Below are 20161 nucleotides of genomic sequence, written 5' to 3'. Positions count from 1 at the left end.
CCGCCCCGGCTCGGAGAGATACGACAGGGCCAGCGTCCGGCGAGTCTCCGCGAGCAACTCACGAAACCCCGAGCCCGAGTCCACCAACCGTCGCTGCAGACTCCGCGCGCTCATGTGCAGCCGCTCCGCCACCTTCTCCTGTGAAGGCTCACCCTGAGGTAGCAACTCCAGCAGCACCGCGCGCACCCGGGCCACCACGTCCTGTCCCGCCTGCCGGGCCAGGTGCCGGGTGATGAGCTCGTCATTGATGCGCGCCAGCTCCGGGTTCGCTCCCGGCAGCGTCACCTCGAACGGGGCCCGCTCGTACACCAGCACGTCCGCGTTCGCGCCGAAGGTCACCTTGCACCGGAACAACTTCGCGTAGGGTGTCAGCTCCGCCGGCGCCGGGCGGCGCAGCAGCACCTCGCGCGGTGAAAGCTCCTTGCCGTACACCACCCGGCAGAAGCGCACGAGCAGGTAAGCCACCGCATCCGTCTCCTCCTCGCACAGGTGCGGCCCACCGCCCCCGTCGTAGAGGATGACCTGATAGCAGTCCCCATCTCGGGTGAAGGCCGGCCGGAACGCATCGGAGACCAGCGCCACCGTGTGCACCAATCGCTCGAACGCCTCCCGCAGCGTGCTGGACGCATTGAGCCGGTAGCCCACGGCGTGGAACGTGGTGGGGCTCACCTGCCGCGCCATCTCCAGCCCAATGGCCGGCTCCCCCGAGCGCTCCACCGCCAGTCGCCACAGCCGAGTCATCCCGACCTGCGGATACCGCGCGTTGGCGTCTCCCAAGAGCCCTGGATTCAATCCCGCCTGTACGAACAGCGCATGCGAGTCCACGCCGCGCAGCTCCAGCGTCCGGTGGAGCGCCAGCGCCCAGCTCGTCAACATGGTCGCCGGAGAGCTCATGTTGTCGCCTTTGGTCAAAGGAATTGGCGGAACGGAGCAAGCACCCAAGGCGCGTCCCCCGGTACCTTGTCTTCCTGAGAATCCTGCCATGTCGGAGGTGAGGATGCCTGCTCTCGCCTCGTGTGCCCTCTTTGTGACGCGTCGCATTATGTCTGTCTGTAGACCGCTTCAAGCGTAGCGGTTCAAAGGCTCCACGCTTTTCCACCCCGCTCACATTCCGGCTTCACCCGTCCGTCGGCAGCTGCCCCGCCTCGCCTTGGTCGGCGTGTGCGTCGTCCCCCTCGTCATACCCAGAGGTCTGGCTTTCTCATGACTCCCCCGAGACTCAGAAGCATCCAGAAGTCCGTGCTGGCGGCCCTGTCGCTGCTCGCTGTCATGTCGTCGGCCTTCACGCCGGCGGAAGCGGCGCCGCCCTCCTTCCTCGCCTTCGAGAGCGGTCATGTCCGTCCGCTCGCGCTGTCACCGGATGGCACGCGGCTGTTCGCGGTGAACACGCCGGACAACAGCCTGTCCATCTTCACGGTGGGGGCCACGGGGCTCGCGTTGCAGGCGAAGGTTCCGGTGGGACTGGAGCCCGTCGCGGTGGCGCCGCGAGGCAACAACGAGGTCTGGGTGGTCAACCACCTGTCGGACAGTGTCAGCGTCGTCTCGCTCACGGGCACGCCGCGCGTGGTGCGCACGCTGCTGGTGGGCGACGAGCCGCGCGACCTCGTCTTCGCGGGCACGGGGGGCCGGGCGTTCATCACCACGGCGCACCGGGGACAGCACCGCACGCACTCGTCGATTGCGGCGGTGCCGGGCGCGGGAGACCCGCAGCTCACCACGCCGGGCGTGGGGCGCGCGGACGTCTGGGTCTTCGACCCGGCGAATCTGGGCACGACGTTGGGTGGCACGCCGGTGCGCATCCTCAACCTGTTCGGTGACACGCCTCGGGCGCTGACGGTGAGCCCGGATGGACAGACGGTGTACGCGGCCGTGTTCAAGTCCGGCAACCAGACGACCTCCCTCCTGGAGGAGACGGTGTGTGAGGGCTTCAATCCCTATCTGCCCTGTCTGGTGAATGGCTCCATCTATCCAGGTGGCAGCCCGGGCCCGGCCACCAACCACCAGGGCGTGCGCGCGCCCGAGGTCGCGCTCATCGTGAAGTACAACAACCAGGTCAACCAGTGGCGGGACGAACTGGGGCGCAACTGGAACAACGCGGTGCGCTTCCGGCTGCCGGACCAGGACGTCTTCGCGCTCGACGCGAACACGCTGGGCCAGAAGGCGGCCTATCCCCACGTGGGCACCACGCTGTTCAACATGGTGACCAACCCGGTGACGGGCACGGTGTACGTGTCCAACACGGAGGCGTTCAACCACGTCCGCTTCGAGGGGCCCGGCAACTACGGCGGCACCACGGTGCAGGGCCACCTGGCGGAGACGCGCATCACCGCCATCCTCGGCGGCAGCGTGCTGCCCCGGCACCTGAACAAGCACCTGGACTACACGAAGCTGGCGAACGAGCCCGGGTTCGACCCGGCGGCGAAGGCGCACAGCCTCTCCATGCCGCTGGACATGGTGGTGAGCCGCGATGGCCGCACGCTCTACGTGGCCGCGTACAGCTCCAGCAAGGTGGGCGTGTTCGACACGCAGGCGCTGGAGGCGGACAGCTTCAACCCGAAGGTCGCGAGCGCCGCGTACATCCCGGTGAGTGGCGGCGGGCCCAGCGGCCTGATTCTGGATGAGACGCGCAACCGGCTCTATGTGATGACCCGCTTCGACAACGCGGTGAAGGTCATCGACCTGGCGACGCGCGCGGAGCTGGGCAAGCAGGTGCTGGCCAACCCGGAGCCCGCGTCGGTGGTGCAGGGGCGCCCGGTGCTCTACGACGCCACGACGCTCTCCGCCAACGGCGAGGCCTCGTGCGCGAGCTGCCACATCTTCGGCGACATGGATGACCTCGCGTGGGACCTGGGCAATCCGGACGAGGACGTGACGGTGAACCCGATTCAGGGGCGCCTGTTGGGTGCGGCGGAGCTGCTCAAGCCGCACATCAACGGCTCCGGCAACGTGGAGGACTTCCACCCGATGAAGGGCCCCATGACGACGCAGACGCTGCGCGGCATGGTCAACTCCGGTGCGATGCACTGGCGCGGGGACCGCTCGAATGGCTTCTTCGGCGTGGGGCAGCTGGACCCGAACCTCTCCTTCATGAACTTCATCGTCGCGTTCGAGGGTCTCCTGGGCCGGGCGAGCATGCCCACGGTGGCGGAGATGCAGCGCTTCACCGACTTCCAGTTGCAGGTGCAGTTGCCGCCGAACCCGGTGCGCAACCTGGACAACACGCTGACGGCGGCGCAGCAGCGGGGCCTGAACTTCTACTCGGGCACGCGTCGCTCGGACGGCATTCCGTTTGGAGAGGGGTTGGGCTTCACGTGTGAAGGGTGTCACCGCATCGACGCATCCCAGGGCTTCTTCGGGACGGATGGTCGGGTGAGCTTCGAGAACATCCCCCAGATTGTGAAGATCCCCCACCTGCGCAACCTCTATCAAAAGGTCGGCATGTTCGGGAACGCGACGACGCCCTTCTTCCTGGCGCCGGACAGTGGGTGGCAGGGGGACCAGGTGCGAGGCTTTGGCTTCGTGCATGACGGCGCGGTGGACACCGCGGCGCGGTTCCTGTCGGCCATCGTGTTCATCCCGAGCCTCGGCGTAGGCTTCCCGTTGAACAACCCGGATGCGACGCGGCGGGACGTGGAGCAGCTGTTGCTCGCGTTCGACACGGACCTGGCGCCGATTGTCGGTCAGCAGGTGACGTTGACGAACACCAACTCCGCGAGCGCGGGGCCGCGCGTCGACCTGCTGTTGCAGCGTGCGCGCACGCCGTTCACCTCGAAGGTCCTGGGAGGGGCGGTGACGGAGTGTGATTTGGTGGCGAAGGTGGCGCTGGGGGGCCGCGTGAAGGGCTTCCTCTTCAGCCCGGCCGCGAATGCCTTCACGCCGGATGACGGGGCGACGGCGAACGTGACGGACGCGACGCTGCGCAACTACGCGAAGACGGCGGGCCAGGAGGTGACCTACACCTGTGTGCCGCCGGGCTCGGGCCCGCGCATCGGCCTCAATCGCTAGCAGTCGGAGGGGCTCACCCGCGAGGAGGCATCCCGGCTCCTCGCGGGCCTCGAAAGGGTGACGCACCGTGCGGAAGTCCGCGCACGGGACGTGGATGGGGAGGAACGCCTGACCTCGCCTCGTGAAATCTTTGCGTGAGAAAAGCATCCTGCACGGTGCATGTCTGGGTCATGGCTTTCCTGGAATGCGCCGTGTCATCCTATCCGCTATGCAAGCAAGGCATGTTCATGCGGGGGTGGGGCTCCTGCTGCTGGCGGTGATGGCGGCGGCGTGTGGCTCATCGGGTTCGAAGAATGAGGGGACGCGGGACTCGGGTCCGAGCGCGGTGGAGGACGCCGGAGGGGATGGGGGCGGGCGCGAGGATGGCGGTGGCACCGTCACCGACGGTGGACCGGATGGTGGCGGGCCCGAGGACGCGGGCCCCCCCGAGCCGGATGCCGGCACGCCCGAGGACGCCGGTACGCCTGAGGATGCCGGCACGCCCGAGGATGCAGGGACGACCGAGCCGGATGGCGGCGTGGAGCCGCTGGCCTGTGAGAAGACGCGAGGCGTCTGCTCGGGGGCGCGGCGGGCCTGGGTGGACGGCGCCTATGAGCCGGTGTGCACCGGGCGTTCGTATGGCGCGGACTACGAGGAGGGAGCGGAGACGCGCTGCGACGGACTCGACAACGATTGCGATGGCGTGACGGACCCTCCGAGCTGGTCCCGCGTCACGAGTCTGGAGACGGCGTTCGGGCAGGTCTCCAGTCTCAAGACGGACAGCGGCGTGTTCGTGACCATTGGAGACAACAACAGGGTGCTCATCCTGCGGTTGAACTCGGAGTTGGCCATCCAGGGGACGGCGAGCGTGTCGATGCCGTGGCTTCGGACGGAAGCTCCCGAGGGGACGCTCCAGTCCTCCCAGCTTGTGCGCACGGAAGCCGGCTTCGCGCTGCATTACTCCACCGTGGCGCGCAATCGGGCGGCACCGCTCCGGGCGTACCTGGTTCCGCTCGATGCCCGAGGGGCGCCGACTCCGCTGCCCGAGGGAGGGCTGGTGGAGTACCCGCTCCTCGACAGGGAGTTCGACAGTGGAAGCACCCGTGCGGCGACGTCCGTCGCGGGGGACAAGGTGGTGGTCATCTGGCTCTCGGGTTCCGCGCAGTCCCCGCCGATGCAGGTGATGGGGACGGTGACGGATGCCCAGGGACAGGTGCTCACGGCGCCCAAGTCACTCTTCACGAGCGAGGGGTCCGTCACGCAGAGGCTGGCGAATGTCTTGTGGCTGCGCAACGGGGAGATTCTGGTGGCCATGAGCGACGAGCGGTCGGGGCTCGTGGGCGACACCGTGCGGCTGCGTCGCTTCGATGCCAATCTGGACCCGGTGGGTGCCGAGCGTTCCTTCGAAACCTCCTATGCGTCGATGCCCTTGTTGCTGGACCTGGGCTCCGCGCGCGGTGGGCCGCTGGCGTCGCCCGTGCTGGTGCTGCGAGTGAGCTACGCGCCTGACTGGACCCGCCAGCTTCAGGTGGTCCAGAACCTCTTCGGCGGTGGGTTGCCGGAGAAGTGGGCGGAGGCGCCCACGACAGAGACCATCTGGTATGGCGCCCTCGCGGACGAAGGCGTGCTGCGGTTGGGGTGGCTCGCTCAGTTCAAGGACCCTCAGGCGCCGCCCCCGGGAGGCGATGACTGGCTCGGGTGGAACGGGCGTCTGTGGACGCTGGACGAGGGGCAGGCCGCGGTGGACAGGTCCCCGGACTCTGAATACCTGCCACTGCATCGGTATGCGCAGTGGGTCCTGATGGAGAAGGTCGGGCCCCGCCGCGTGGGAGCCATGTACATGACGACCACGCCGGACGGCAGTTCGCTGGACTCGGTGCGCTACTGCACGCCGTGACGCTCACGTGGCTCCTGTCTGGGGTTTGACGCACAGACAGTGAGTCCCTCCCCGCGAGGTGGTGTTGGCTTTGGATGAGAAGCCTGTGCCATCCTGCGGGGCATGACTCGACAGTGGATTCAGGCGGGATGGGGGCTCCTGCTGCTGGTGGTGGTCGCGGGGTGCCGGTCTGGAGGTTCGAAGGACGAGCCTCGGGACGACGCGGGCCCGACGGTGGAGGACGCGGGTTCGGTGGAGGACGCAGGTCCAGGGACGGACGATGGTGGCTCGGACGCAGGGGTGGATCCGCTGGCCTGCGAGAAGCAGCAGGGCGTCTGCGCGGGTGCGAGGCGTGCGTGGGTGGATGGCGCCTATGAGCAGGAGTGCACCGGGCGCTCCTATGGCACCGCCTACGAAGCCGCCGAGACGCGCTGCGATGGGCTCGACAACGACTGCGATGGCGTGACGGACCCCGAGGTCCGGTCTCGCGTCACGCGTCTGGATGCGCCGTCGTTCGCGTCGAACGCATCGAGCTTCAAGACAGCGCATGGTGTTTTCATGACCGTGGCGAGCCTCGATGAGGTCCGCATCCTGCGGCTGGATTCGGAGCTGGTGCTCCAGGCCACGACTCGCGTGCCGATGCCATGGATGCGGACCGGAGGTACCCCCGAGGCGCTCTATCGCACCCAGCTCGTGCGCACGGTGAATGGACTCGCGCTGTACTACTCCACCTTGGCGCGCAGTATGGGGGCGCCGCTTCGTGCCTATCTCGTTCCACTCGATGACCTGGGCGCACCGATACCGCTGGCCGAGGGTGGACTGGTGGAGTACCCGCTCCTCGACAGGCCGCTCGACCAGGAGTCCACGCGAGTGGCGACTTCTCCCACGGGTGACCGGCTGGCGATTCTCTGGCGCTCGGGTTCCGGGCAGTCCCCGCCGATCGATGTGATGGGGACGGTGACGGATGTCCAGGGACAGGTGCTCACCGCACCCAAGGTGCTCTTCACTCACACGGAGAACTCCCGTCTGGAGTTGGGGAGTGTCATCTGGCTGCGCAATGGGGAGGTCCTCGCCGTCATGGTGGATGTGCGAAATGGGTATCTGGGGGAGGTCGTACGTCTGCGCCGCTTCGACGCGAACCTGGACCCCATCGGCGAGGAACGGTCGTTTGAAACGACTGCGTATTATGCAGCGATGCCCTTGCTGGTGGATCTGGGGGCCGCTCGGGGTGGGCCCTTGGAGTCGCCCGTCCTGGTGATGCGCATGGCTGGCGCACCCGATTGGATTCGCAGGATTCAGGTGGTCCAGAACCTCTTCTCGGGAGGAGTCCCGGAGGACTGGGCTGTGACGCCTCCGCCCCATGTCGCCTGGTTCGGCGCGCTCGCGGATGAAGGTGTGCTGCGACTGGGGTGGCTCTCCTCGTACAAGGATTTCAGCGCGCCGTCGCCGGGGGGAAACATCAACCTCGGGTGGAGTGGCCGTCTGAGTACGCTGGACGAGGGGCACGCTCAGGTGGAGCGGTTCGCGGGGGCAGAACCCCTGTCACTGCACGGCTATTCGCAGTGGGTCCTGCTGGAGAAGCTTGAGCCCCGGCGCATGGGGACCCTGTACATGACCGCCACCACGGACGGCACCTTCCTGGATGCCGTGCGCTACTGCACGCCGTGAAGCTCACGGGGCTCCTGCCTGGGTTCGTCACACAGACAGTGAGCCCATCCCCACGAGGTAGTGTTGGCTTTGGGTGAGAGGCCTGTGCCACCCTGCGGGACATGACTCGACAGTGGATTCAGGCGGGATGGGGGCTCCTGCTGCTGGTGATGGTCGCGGGGTGCGAGTCCTCGGGCACGAAGGACGAGCCTCGGGACGACGCGGGCCCGGCGGTGGAGGACGCGGGTTCGGGGGAGGACGCAGGTCCAGGGACGGACGATGGTGGCTCGGATGCAGGGGTGGAGCCGCTGGCCTGTGAGAAGCAACAGGGCGTCTGCGCGGGAGCGAGGCGGGCGTGGGTGGACGGGGCCTACGAACCAGAGTGCACGGCGCGTTCGTATGGCGCCGACTACGAAGCGGCGGAGACGCGCTGTGACGGACTCGACAACGACTGCGATGGCGTGACGGACCCTCCGAGCTGGTCCCGCGTCACGAGCCTGGAGACGGCGTACGGGCGCTTCTCCAGTCTCAAGACGGACAGCGGCGTGTTCGTGAGCATTGGAGACGGCAACAGGGTCCTCATCCTGCGATTGAGCTCGGAGTTGTCCATCCAGGGGACGGCGAGCGTGTCGATGCCGTGGATTCGGACGGGAGCGACTGAGGGGAGCCTGCTGACGGCAAAGCTTCTACGCATGGGGGACAGGCTCGCACTGCACTACTCCACCACCTCGCGTTCTTCAGATGCGCCACTTCGGGCCTATCTTGTCCCGCTCGACAATCAGGGTGCACCCATCCCGGAGCCCGAAGAGGGCCTGGTGGAACACCTGCTCTTCGACAGGCCGCTCGAACGAGGAGGGACCCAGGTCGCGGCTTCCTCGATGGGCGACCGGTTGTTGGTGACTTGGAACTCGGGGACCGAACGGTCACCGCCAAGGCAGGTCATGGGGATGGTGACGGACGCTCAGGGGCAGGTGGTCACCGCGCCGAAGGTGTTGTTCTCGAGCGCGACAGACTCCGTGCCGTATTCCTCGAATGCCCTCTGGTTGCGCAATGGAGAAGTCCTCGCGGTCATCCGTGACGAGAAGTCGCACGGGTTCAGCTTCACCGTGCGATTGCGCCGCTTCGATGCGAACCTGGATCCGGTGGATGGCGAGCGGTCCTTCGATACGACGAATGAACCCATCCCGCGCCTGGTGGACCTGGGGGCCACTCGTGGTGGGCCGCTGGAGTCGCCTGTCCTGGTGATGCGTGCGAGCAGCGCCCCGGATTGGATCAACAAGCTTCAAGTGGTCCAGAATCTCTTCAACGGAGGGCAGCCCGAGACGTGGGCGGAGGCGCCCACGAACGAGATTCTCTGGTACAGCGCACTCGCGGACGAAGGCGTGCTGCGGCTGGGGTGGCTCTCCGTGTTCAAGGATCATCAGGCACCGCCGCCGGGTGGCGATGACTGGCTCGGGTGGAATGGACGCCTGTGGACGCTGGACGAGGGGCAGGCCGCGGTGGACAGGTCTCCGGACTCCGAAGCCCTGCCACTGCACCGGTATGCCCAGTGGGTCCTGCTGGAGAAGCTGGAGCCCCGGCGCATGGGCGCGCTCTACATGACGACCACGCCCGACGGCAGCTCCCTGGACGCCGTGCGCTACTGCACGCCGTGAAGCGCTTCAGCTCCCGGCGGTGCGTCCGCGCTGGGAGCGGCGTCGGAGGTAGTTGTTGAGGAAGGCCTTCACCGCGGGGTGCTGGGACTCGCGGAAGGCGTCGGGGGGGCCGTACTCGACGACGCGGCCCTCGTGCATCAGCGCCAGGTGGTCCGCCATGCCGAAGGCGGACGCGACGTCGGGCGTAATCACCAGCGACGTGGCGCCGAGCTGCTGCTTGCCGGTGAAGATGATTTCGTTGACGGAGGCCGTGGTGAGCGGGTCCAGGCCGGCCGTGGGGTCGTCGTAGAGGAGGATTTTCGGTTGGAGGATGGCGGCGCGCGCGAAGCCCACGCGCTTCTGCATGCCGCCGGACAGCTCGCCCGGGAAGCGCGTCGTCGCGTGGGACAGCCCCACGCTGGCGAGCGTCTTGTCCACCGTCTGGCGAATCTCCTCCTCGGACATCCGGGTGCGCTGGCGCAGCGGGAACGCCACGTTGTCGTAGACGTTGAGCGAGTCGAACAGGGCGTTGGCCTGGAACAGGATGCCCTGCTGACGGCGCATCTGGTCCAGCGCCTTCTCGCTCAGCTCGGACACCTCTTCGCCGTTGACCTTCACCGAGCCGCTGTCCGGCTTCATCAGCCCCATGACGTGCTTCATCAGCACGGACTTGCCGGAGCCGGACACGCCCATCAGCACGCAGGTGGTGCCCTCGGGCACGACGAGGTTCGCCCCGCGCAGCGCCGCGTTGTCGCCGAAGGACTTGTGGAGGTCCTTCACCTCGATGACCAGCTTCGCCGCCGCCTGACTGCCCGATTCACTCATCGCTCCTCACCATAGTGCGAGCCCCTCCACTCCGCCCCTCCCAAGACGCACGCCCACGCTGTCCCACCACCAGGCGGCACCTCGTCCCCCTGCCCGGCGCCCCGGCGAAATCACCACCCAGCCTGGATTGATGCAGCCTCCTGGTGGGCCCTCGCCGCTTCCCCGCGGTCGAGCGCTCGAAAGATGACGTCCCGTTCACCAAGGCATGCGCTATCTCGTTTTCCTGGTTAAGAGGACTTTGGGGCCGAGCCAGGCTCGGGCCCCGAACCCCTCACCCCCGAGCACAATGAAAACCAAGAATCTGGGTGTCGTCGCCGGTGCCACGTTGTTGGCGTTTGGGCTGGTCGCCGAAGCGGCGTCCCTCTTCAGCAACACGGGCACGTTGTCTGGCTGGAACTCCATCAATCGGGAGCACCGAGGTTCGGTGAACGAGGTGACGAACGTCACCTACGAAGGACCGACGGCCCTGAAGATGATGCAGACCTACGACCCGGCGTACAGCGGCCGGTACCACTCGGAGGTGATGCGCAGCAATGTGTACCGGAGAGGGGACACGGGCTTCTACGGCTTCGCGTTCCGGTTGCAGGCGGATTGGCAGTTCCAGCCGCAGTCGTACAACATCGCGCAGTTCATCGCGGACTTCTCCGACACGGGCTGTGACGACTACATGCCGTCGACGATGGTGTGGATTTCGGGCAACCAGCTCTTCACGCGGGTGAAGCAGGGGACCATCTGCAGTCAGAAGACGGTGACGTTCGGCAATCTGGCCACGGTGACGGCGGGGGAGTGGCACAAGATTGTGATTCAGGCGAAGTGGGCCACGGACGGGACGGGCTTCTTCAAGCTGTGGTTCGACGGGACGAAGGTCCTGGAGCAGTACAACCTGAACACGACCATCGCGGACGACCGCTACTTCCAGTTCCGCGTCGGCCTGTATGCCAATGGCTGGTACGACAACGGGTACATGCAGGGCAGCCAGGGGACGCGGAGCATCTGGTTCGACGAGATTGGCGTGGGCACGACCTTCGCCGACGCCGACCCCGCGCAGTGGTAGTCAGCGACTGAGCGAGCCCCGTGACTCGTGGTCGGAGTCACGGGGGGCTTCAAAGCGGACAGCCAGGGTCCAGGCCGTCCACCGCTCAGGACGTCGTGCTCGCGCAGCGGTCGATGATTGCGCGCAGCTGCGCCTGCACCCCGGTGAGCGCGCTGCGCAGTCGCGCATGTCGCAGTGAGCCGGCGAGCGCGTTGGACAGCGCCTGCAGCACCGAACTCTCGGCCGTGGGCCACGCGCGCTCCGTCCGACAGTCGTCGAAGCCCACGAACCCCCACCACTCGCCGCCCAGCGTGATGGGACACACCAGCAGCGAGCGGATGTCCTGGCTCTCCAGCAGCTCCCTCGCGGGCGACGCGAAGTCGCGCGGACTTCCCTTCACCACCTGCCCAGACGACAGCGGCTGCACCCACGACGGAAGCACCTCGTCGTACGGCACGTTCTGCAACTCGGGGTTGTCGAGCTGCGCGGAGGCACACGCCGCGTTCCACTCGTAGCGCTGACTGCACAAGAGCGTCCCGTCGGCGCCCCTGCTGTTCTCGAAAACATAGACACGGTCGACATCGAGCGCGGCGCCCACCTGTCCCAGCGCCTCCGAGACATTCCCGGGCTCGAAGCCCTTGTCCAACAACAACCGCGAGACATCCATGAGGGCGGCGTACGCCTGCGAGGCCATGAAGGAGAACTCCAGAGGGGGGACGGGCCTGTCGCGCCGGGGGAAGCGCGAGAAGGAAAGCGTCTCATGGCACCGCACCCTCGGGTCAAGCCATGCTCCTGGACGCACCTGTTCCACACCCTCCGTTGCTTTCGAGCCGCCCCACTGTCTCCCCAAGGAAACCATGCCCCTTCATCCCCGCACCTCCTCCCTGACGTGGGTCCGCGCATTGGCCGGAATCCTGTCACTCACCGCCTGCGGCCCCTCGCCCACGCCCACCGAGCCCACCGACACCACCGCGTCAACGGCGCTCGTCCCCCTCCAGGGAGACACCTCCTGTGCCTGGGGAAGCCCGGACTGCAACCTCTGCGTCCCCGATGTCCCCGCGCGCTTCAATGAGCTCAGGGACCACGGCGAGGTGCTCGGCTTCCGCCCCGGCCCGTTCAACTTCAACGTCGCCTATCCCGGTGACAATCACTGGCAGGGGATTCAACGCCTGTCACTCGGCTCCGGGCGCTACCTCGTGGTGTCCAAGCGGGACGGCAATGACAACGGCAACGTGGGCCACGTGGTGCACCTGCCCTCGCGCAACGGCGAGGGACTCCGCTTTCGCTCCAACCGGCTGTCCCCCTCCATCTCCCAGCCCGAGGACACCGCCCCACCCATCGACGACCGCGCGGTGACAGCGCTCCCCCTCGTCGACGGCTACGCCCACGGCGGTGGCATGCAGGCCGTGGGCAACATCGTCGCGCTCCCCATGGAGCAGGGCTCCGGCCCCGGACGCATCGCCCTGTATGACTTCAACCAGGGCCTGTCCCCCGAGCCCTTCGCCTTCATCGACGGTGCCTCCGCGAACGCGGGCACCGCGTCCCTCACGCGCCTGTCGGACAGGCGCTACCTGCTGCTCCTCGGCCAGTACGACGCGAAGGTGCTCGAGGTCTTCCTCTCCACCACCACCGACCTCCGCTCACCGATGAACGCGTGGACGCGCGTGGACCAGTGGGCCCGCGAGGAAATCCCCTCCGATACCTGGGGCCCCTTCCAGAACCTCAACTTCGTCACCGACTGCCAGAACGGTCAGCTCTACCTGGTGGGCACGCTGCTCGGCGGACTGCGCTGGGGCCCCGTCAGCGACGACCATGCCCACCTCTACCGCGTCAGCCTGGACGGCCACCTGCGCCTGGAGCACGTCGCCGCGAAACACCTGTACTGCAGCAACGACGGCGCGCGGCAGTGCAACCTCGACGCGGCCGGCGGCGTCTTCGTGGGCGCGGATCGCAAGCTCATCCTCTACGCCACCGAGCACGCCGATGACGGGCCCTCGGGCTCCGTGAAGATGGTGGAGTTCCGCAACATCTGGGCGAACGACGGTTGCGGCACCCACCTCGCGAGCGCCTTCGTCGATTTCTACGACGACTCCGACTTCAGCGACCGGGGTTTCATCTTCGATTTCGCCGACCGGGGCGCGAAGAACTGGGCCCGCTTCCAGGACATCGACGGGCTCAACGACAAGGTCTCCGCCGTGCGCTGGTGCCTCCCGCCCGGACACCGCGTGCGGCTCCACGCCGACTCGAACTACAGCGGCAAGACTCAGGACCTCATCGGCGATGGTTCACTCAGAGAAGTGAATCTCAATTCCTGGGGATTCGGAGACAAGGTCTCCTCGGCGCGCTGGCTCGCGGACTGAAACATTCAGACACATGGCTCCAGGGGGGGTGGGGTGGAAATCAACCGGTAACTTCCTGGTACACTGTGGCGATAACTCTTTAGCCACCTCGTACGGAGTCCTGAGACCCATGAGCATTCGCCGCACTGATGGTTCGAAGCCGACGGTCCTCCCCACCATTTCCGCTGAGGCTCAGCCGAAGAACACCGCGAAGACCCCGACGGCTCCGAACGTCATCAAGGACGGCTTCGGTCCCGCGGCGAAGACCACCGACCTGGCGCGCGCCGAGCAGACGCTGAAGCCGCTGCCGGCGCCCGTGGGCCGCCTGTCGCTGGAGAGCAAGGAGGCGCAGTCCGCCATCCAGACCTCGCTGGAGCACCTCACCCCCGCCTCCAGCAAGCCCGCGACGCAGGGCCTGCGCGGCGGCATCCAGTACCCGGCCTTCGTCCCGAAGAACGTGGAGCGCGACGAGCTGGGGATGACGCACGTGCGCCTGGACCGGCAGCACGAGGGCGTGAAGGTCTACGCCGAGCAGGTGGTGTCCCACCTGGGCAAGGACGGCAAGGTCAGCAGCGTCACCGGTGACCAGTCCACGATTCCCGCCGGCCTGGGCACGCAGAAGCCCCAGCTGTCGCATGCGCAGGTGCTGGACATCGCGCTGAAGGACTTCGCGGGCAAGCCGGACCGCCAGCCGAACTCCGAGCGGGTCATCTACAAGGACCCGTCCGGCGAGTACCGCTCCGCCTACCGCGTCGAGGTCGCCAATGTGAACGGCACCGACAACCCGCGCCGGATGAACTACCTGGTCGACGCGAACAGCGGGAAGATCTACGAGAAGTTCAACACCATCGACGGCTTCAAGAACTGCCCCTGCGCCACGCACGGCACGGGTGACACCGCCGCCGCGAAGGGCACGAGCACCAAGGCCGCCGCCGCCACGCCCGCGGACGTGAAGGTCTCCACCACGCCGAACGCGGCCATCAAGGACAACGCCACCGTCACCTCCAAGGTGAAGGTGGCCGACGACGTCACCGTCGACAAGCTCAAGCTGTCGCTGAACATCAGCCACACGTACAAGGGCGACCTGTCCGTCACGCTGACGAGCCCCTCCGGCAAGAGCGCGGTGGTGCACAACCGCACCGGCGGCAGCACGGACAACGTGAAGGGCGACTTCGACCTGAGCGCCTTCGCCGGCGAGAAGGCCAAGGGCGAGTGGACGCTGACGGTGAAGGACAACGCCAAGGGCGACAGCGGCAAGCTCAACAGCTGGGGCCTGGCGATTTCGCCCAAGGCCACCCAGCCTCCCACCGAGCCCCCGAAGCCGCCCGTCCCCGGTGGCACCGCGGATGACACCTCGCTCTACAGCGGCAAGGTGGACCTGAAGACGAAGCAGGGCTCGGACGGCACCTTCACCCTGGAGGACAACACCCGCGGCAAGGGCATCTCCACCTACGACGCGAAGAACCAGGAAGAGGCGAGCGGCACCACGCCCTTCAAGGACGACAACAACGTCTGGGGCGAGGCGACGGACCCGAAGCGCAACCAGGCCGCCGTGGACGCGCACTACGGCGCGGCGATGACGTACGACTTCCTCAAGGACGTGCTCGGCCGCGACTCCATCGACGGCAAGGGCGAGAAGCTCGTCAACTACGTGCACGTGAGCGAGAACTACGTCAACGCGTACTGGGACGGCGAGAAGATGTCCTACGGCGACGGCGACGGCGTGGACTCCGGTCCGCTCACCGCGCTGGATATCGCGGGCCATGAAATCGCCCACGGCCTCACCGAGCGCACCGCCGGTCTGGTCTACCGCGGCGAGTCCGGTGGTCTGAACGAGGCCATGAGCGACATCATGGGCGCGGGCGTGGAGTGGTACGCGTCCACGAAGAACCCCGAGGTGAAGTTCAACTGGACGATTGGCGAGACGGCCTGGACGCCGACGAACGGCGACCCCAACGACGGCCTTCGCTACATGAACGACCCCACGAAGGACGGGTACTCCATCGACAACTACAAGGACTACCCGAAGCAGACGGAGGTGCACGGCTCCAGCGGTATCGCCAACAACGCCTTCTACCTGCTGGCCAACGGCGGGACGAACCGCACGTCCAAGCTCGAGGTGAAGGACGGCGTCGGCATGGACAAGGGCCTGAAGATCTACTACCGCGCCCTGGCCCACTACATGACGCCGAGCACCACGTTCGCCCAGGCCCGCACCGCCACCATCCAGGCGGCCACGGACCTCTACGGCGCGGACTCCACCGAGGTGGCGAAGGTGAAGGAGAGCTGGACCGCCGTCGGTGTGAAGTAGTCCAGACGTTCAGGGCCCGGGCGCGACTTTGACTTCGCGCCCGGGGGACTGACGCCGCGGCGGCGACGGGAGGGGCGCCGCCGCGCCGGTCCGTTTCAAGGGGCTACACGGGGCCGTGGGTCACAGCCTGCACAGCGTTCCGGCCGTCGTGTTGCCGTTGCAGCCGCCGAAGTAATGGTCGGGGGTGTTGGTCTGGTAGCCGCAGTGGGTCCAGGTGCACTGGTTGCCCAGGGCATCTGTCCCGGTCGGCGTGCACAGGCGCATGGGCTGGTTCGCCGTGCAGGCCGTTCCGGACGTGGTCGACACCGCGCAGGCGGACGAGCCCGTGCCCAGATACCGCAGGTTGTCGCTGGTCCAGTAGTTGTACCGGGGGGCCGCGGCGCCGTGCTGGCTGGTCCAGGTGCTCGCGGCGCTCGCCGTCCAGCCCGGGGCGCACAGTTGATTGCGGTTGGGCCACGTCACCACACCCGAGCAGCCCACGAGGCTGTTGGTGAAGACCTGCTCGACGGAGCCATCGGCGCAGCCCCGCGTCGGCACGCAGAGCGCACCCGCCGTGGGGTTGCCCGCGCAGCCGCCGAAGTACTGGTTGGGCGGGGGCAGCGCGCCGTACCCGCAGTTGACCCAGTTGCACGTGTTGCCTTCGGCGTCGGTGCCCGTGGACCGGCACACGCGCATCGGCTGCCCCGCGGCGCACGCGGTCCCCACCGTCGTGCTCACGTAGCACGACGCCGCCGAGCCGGTGTACCGGAGGTCGTCGTTGGTCCAGTAGTGGTGCGTGGGCACGTTCCCGCCGCGGAGGCCGACCCACTCGGCGGCGGTGGCCACCCGGTACCCGGAGGCGCACAGCGCGGCGCGCCCCGCCCACGTCATGCTCCCGGCGCATCCCACCATGCCGTTGGAGAACGTCTGCTCGATGGAACCATCCGCGCATCCCCGGGGAACGCAGAGCGTGCCCGCGGTGGCGTTGCCGGCACAGCCTCCGAAGAACCGGTTGGGGCTGTTCGCCAGCAGGCCGCACCCGGTCCAGTTGCAGGTGTTGCCTTCCGCGTCGGTGCCGGCGGCTGTGCACACGCGCATGGGCTGACCCGCGGGACAGGCGGTGCCCGTCACGTATGCGACGCTACAGGTCCCCGACACGCCGCTGTAGCGCAGGTCATCGTTGGTCCAGTAGTTGTGCGCGGGCGCGAGTCCATTGAACAGCGTGTCCCACTCGCGCGCGCTCGCGGGGCGGAAGCCTGGCGCGCAGAGCGAGGCGCGGCTGCCCCAGGAGACCCTGCCCGCGCATCCCGCCATGCCCCCCGAGAAGATCTGCTCCATGGTTCCGTCGGCGCACGGAACACCGGGAACCAGCGGTGACTCCTGGGACGACTCTTCTAGAGACACGAGCTCCCCGGCCTCTTCTTCCGCTTCGATGGGCACGTTGCATGCCGTCATCCACAGCAGAGACCCCAGGGTCAGCCCCTTCACGAACACTCTGAATCCGACGCACTTCATAGACAGCCACTCCGCTGCGATTCATCCGCTGAATGCGGCGCCGGCAGACTCGCTTCCCCTGTTCCTGTATCACCAGCGCCCCCGAACAAGGGGTGTCCGGGGGGCGACGGCGCGAAGGGCCTGTGTTTCATTATGGGCGGGGCCGTTGGCTCCGGGGTCGAGCCTCAGGCCCTCGCCGTGCGGGGTGGTCTGCGGGTTCGTGTTGAAGATGCCCACGGCGACACCGAGCCTCGGTCCATCCATGGCGATGCAGACGACGTGGCGGCGAAGGGGGAGGCGCCGCCGCGCCGGTCCGTTTCAACGCGGGGTGCGCTGGCTCACCCTTCCTTGGGCGGGCAGGTGATAGGGCACGACTGGCTCAAGTTCAGGCACAGGCCACCGCAGCAGTTGGAGTTCCATCTGCAGCCCGACTCCCCGTTGCAGGTGGTCGAGGTCGTCCCGGAGCATGCCGCGGGCTGGCATTGGTTCAGCGTACAGGTTCCGCTCGTGCAGGTTCCGCAGTTGTCGACCACGCGCCGGACGCCGCAGTTGTCTGCGTCCGCCTTCTGGCCACAGTTGGCGTTGACCCGCGTGCAGAAGGCCGCGTCGGATTCGGCGACACAGGCGGTGCGCTCGAGCGCGACCTGGGCCGTCAGGGACGCGTCCGGTCCCTCCGCCGCGACGACGAGCGTGCCCGTGAAGGTGTTGCCGCTCAGGGTTCCGGAGACGGTGTCCCCTCCGCTCGTCCATTGCGCCGAGGTGCCTGTTCGAGTGCCTGTCAGGGTCCCCGTCTTGATGAACTGATTCCGGCTGGGCTCCAGGTCGAAGGCGATCCCTGACAGCTGCCCGTTGTTGTCGGTGATTTCATAGCGAATCGACGCGGACGTGGAGCCGGTGATGGCCATGGTGCCGACCCAGATGCCTGTGAGGCTGTCGGTGAGAGGAGCCTGTGCCGTGGCGGCCGGTGCAGGTGGATTCGAAGAGGGTTGAGGCCGCTCGGAACAGCCGTAAGCCAGAGCGGTCACGAAGCAGGTGATGAGAAGTGTGGGTGCGTGGAAGTTCATGAGGAGCCCCGGGAAGGAGGGAGGGCTGGACGCGAGCGCGAAGACTCAGAGGCAGCAAATCCCATTCCCTAACTGTACTGGGGCGCCGGGTCCTTGGGGGAATAATCACATGCACACACATGAATGGCCCCGTTCGGGAAGCTCGTGTCTCCAGGCCTCCAGTCGACGAAACAGCCGGGAGTTTCCTCCCGGCGCGGAATATCAGAGGGTGAGACCTTCCAGCCGCCGGCTTCCCTTTGCACCGACGTCACGGATGTCTGTTTGTGTCGTCGTCCGTGAGTCTTGAAGACCTACAGCTTGCTCGGGTCGTCGACGCGGTAGTGCGACAGCCAGTAGTCGTCGGCGAAGCCCGGCAGGTCGATGTTGATTTTCTGCATGTGGATTTGTCCCCGGGCGCCGATGCGCTGGTCCGCGTCCAAATCCCACAGGTCCAGGCCCTCGAACTCGTCCGCGGAGCCATAGGGCACGTAGTAATACGTCTGCACGTAGCCGTTCACCACGTCGACCATGTAGATGCCGGATGTCTGTCCGCCGCCGCCCACGCTGATGTACAGGTTGCCGCGCGCGGAAATCTTGCCGCCCTGAATCCACGCACCCACCGGAATGCTGCTCGACAGCGTCAGCGTGCGCTTGTGGGTGACGGTGACGGTGTTGCCCGAAAGGGCAATCGAGTAGGCGCGCAGCGAGGTCGCCCCGAAGGCGTTCGTCGCCGCATAGAACAGGCCGTCACGCGGGTTGTGCGCGAGGAACGCCACGCCGCCGGACCAGTTCGGCAGCGACGCGTAGCCGATGTACTGCATGTTCGTGTTGAAGACGCCCACGGCGCCGCCCTGGCTCGGTCCATCCATGGCGATGTAGAGGTAGCCATTGACGTGCACCAGGTCGCCGTAGTGCCGGAAGCCCGCGTTGTACCAGGGGGATGGCATGAAGTAGTACTCGGGCGGGTTCTCGTTGAGGGCCGTCATCGGCTGCTTGGCGATGAGTCCGTTCGTGGCCTCGTCCTTCCAGAAGTTGGTGCTGTTTCGCGTCTGGAACCAGTGCGTGTAGTTGTGGGTGATGCCCTGGAGGTTGTCGGAGAAGTTCGAGTAGCTGCGGTCGGCCGGGAAGTCCGTCGCGCTGGCGATGATGTTGGGGATGGCGTAGCGGGAGCGCGCCACGAAGAGCGCGTTGGCCGTCGCGTCCAGGCCGGAGCGGTACTGCGCCGCGCCCACGCCCCACACGCACGTCCACCACCACTTGGGCAGCGTGGCCGTCTGCAGGCGCTGCCACGCGCCGCTCGCCCACTTGTCCATCCACAGGGAGCCCGTGGCCTCACCCGTCGTCGCACAGGCCTGGTAGTACTTCTGCACGGGCCCCCAGCCGGTGTGCGCCCAGCTGTAGACATTCAGGGGGCACCAGAGTTCGTCGTACTCGGTGTTGAGGCCCTGGCAGAAGTTGGCGGACCACCACGCGGTGTCCGGCACCGCCTGCTGGCTCACGCCGTTCCCCGAGGGAGGCGGGGACATCTGCGCGGTGCCCTCGGGGGCCCTCGCCTCGCGCACGGACGTCTGCGCCAGGGCGGACGGCACGCGGCCGGCGGCCTCCACCAGCGCGGCGGGCGGCTCCTCGCCCCCTGACAGCTTGCGGTAGATGTCCGGGATGGGCATGCCGTCGAAGGCGGACGCGTCCGGCATCGGCGTGCCCCGCGGGCCCTTCACCACCGTGACGATGCCGTAGTCAGGCACCTCGTAGAACGTCACCGACTGGCCGTCCGACAGCTTCACGCTGGCCAGCCGCGTGCCCGGGTCGCTCTCCTGCTCCAGCTCCTCGTCCGTCTCCGGGCCACCACACGCCGCCAGCACTCCCACACAGCACAGCAGCCTGAACATCCGTCGCACGGTTGCAGCCTCCTGATGATTTTCCAGGAGAACGCCCCTCGCGAGTTTGCTTCGGTGACCTTCGCTCGGGGACTTTCACGCGAGCCCACCCGGGATGG

The 20161-nt window shown here is 67.2% G+C and carries 13 protein-coding genes; 7 read left to right on the top strand and 6 right to left on the bottom strand.

Features of this window, described 5'->3' with window-relative positions:
• Positions 1-894 (bottom strand): AraC family transcriptional regulator (locus LZ199_RS42420; protein ID WP_253999518.1); only part of this gene is annotated, 894 nt, incomplete at its 3' end.
• Between the two features lie 309 nt (positions 895-1203).
• On the opposite strand from LZ199_RS42420, the gene LZ199_RS42415 reads away from it, so the two are divergent.
• The 4 genes from LZ199_RS42415 (at position 1204) to LZ199_RS42400 (ending at position 9162) form a co-directional block, all read left to right on the top strand.
• Positions 1204-4005 (top strand): hypothetical protein, encoded by a 2802-nt coding sequence (locus LZ199_RS42415; protein WP_253999517.1) that lies wholly within the window; start codon positions 1204-1206, stop codon positions 4003-4005.
• A 235-nt stretch (positions 4006-4240) separates the two neighbouring features.
• Complete coding sequence (locus LZ199_RS42410; RefSeq protein ID WP_253999516.1) at positions 4241-5881, top strand: putative metal-binding motif-containing protein; 1641 nt, start codon at positions 4241-4243, stop codon at positions 5879-5881.
• A 102-nt stretch (positions 5882-5983) separates the two neighbouring features.
• Positions 5984-7528 carry a putative metal-binding motif-containing protein gene (locus LZ199_RS42405; RefSeq protein ID WP_253999515.1) on the top strand — a complete coding sequence of 515 codons (1545 nt, stop codon included), beginning with the start codon at positions 5984-5986 and terminating at the stop codon, positions 7526-7528.
• 101 nt (positions 7529-7629) lie between these two features.
• On the top strand, positions 7630-9162 hold the full coding sequence (locus tag LZ199_RS42400) for a putative metal-binding motif-containing protein (RefSeq protein ID WP_253999514.1): 1533 nt from the start codon (positions 7630-7632) through the stop codon (positions 9160-9162).
• A 6-nt stretch (positions 9163-9168) separates the two neighbouring features.
• On the opposite strand, the gene LZ199_RS42395 is transcribed toward LZ199_RS42400, so the two are convergent.
• Entirely contained in the window at positions 9169-9966 is a 798-nt protein-coding gene (locus LZ199_RS42395; RefSeq protein ID WP_253999513.1) for an ABC transporter ATP-binding protein, read from the bottom strand.
• Between the two features lie 286 nt (positions 9967-10252).
• Between LZ199_RS42395 and LZ199_RS42390 the strand changes: the two genes are divergently transcribed.
• Complete coding sequence (locus tag LZ199_RS42390; RefSeq protein WP_253999512.1) at positions 10253-11020, top strand: polysaccharide lyase; 768 nt, start codon at positions 10253-10255, stop codon at positions 11018-11020.
• A gap of 85 nt (positions 11021-11105) precedes the next feature.
• Here LZ199_RS42390 and LZ199_RS42385 read toward each other — a convergent pair whose 3' ends face one another.
• Positions 11106-11693, bottom strand: coding sequence for a GAF domain-containing protein (locus LZ199_RS42385; RefSeq protein ID WP_253999511.1), 588 nt, complete (start codon positions 11691-11693; stop codon positions 11106-11108).
• 163 nt (positions 11694-11856) lie between these two features.
• On the opposite strand from LZ199_RS42385, the gene LZ199_RS42380 reads away from it, so the two are divergent.
• A complete protein-coding gene (locus tag LZ199_RS42380) occupies positions 11857-13359 on the top strand; it encodes a hypothetical protein (RefSeq protein WP_253999510.1) in 1503 nt (500 codons plus the stop codon).
• A gap of 109 nt (positions 13360-13468) precedes the next feature.
• Positions 13469-15649, top strand: coding sequence for a M4 family metallopeptidase (locus LZ199_RS42375; protein WP_253999509.1), 2181 nt, complete (start codon positions 13469-13471; stop codon positions 15647-15649).
• A gap of 120 nt (positions 15650-15769) precedes the next feature.
• Here the strand turns inward: LZ199_RS42375 and LZ199_RS42370 are convergent, their stop codons facing one another.
• The 3 genes from LZ199_RS42370 to LZ199_RS42360 form a co-directional block, all read right to left on the bottom strand.
• Complete coding sequence (locus tag LZ199_RS42370) at positions 15770-17116, bottom strand: hypothetical protein (protein WP_253999508.1); 1347 nt, start codon at positions 17114-17116, stop codon at positions 15770-15772.
• Positions 17117-17460: 344 nt separating this feature from the next.
• Positions 17461-18027: a hypothetical protein gene (locus LZ199_RS42365; RefSeq protein WP_253999507.1), complete on the bottom strand. Its 567-nt coding sequence runs from the start codon at positions 18025-18027 to the stop codon at positions 17461-17463.
• Positions 18028-18476: 449 nt separating this feature from the next.
• Complete coding sequence (locus tag LZ199_RS42360; protein ID WP_253999506.1) at positions 18477-20063, bottom strand: hypothetical protein; 1587 nt, start codon at positions 20061-20063, stop codon at positions 18477-18479.
• Positions 20064-20161 lie beyond the last annotated feature (98 nt).

Origin of the sequence: Myxococcus qinghaiensis, assembly GCF_024198215.1 — a bacterium.
GTDB classification, from domain to species: Bacteria; Myxococcota; Myxococcia; order Myxococcales; family Myxococcaceae; genus Myxococcus; species Myxococcus qinghaiensis.
The sequence above is the reverse complement of the archived record's forward strand: the minus strand, read 5'-3'. Positions and strand labels throughout refer to the sequence as shown.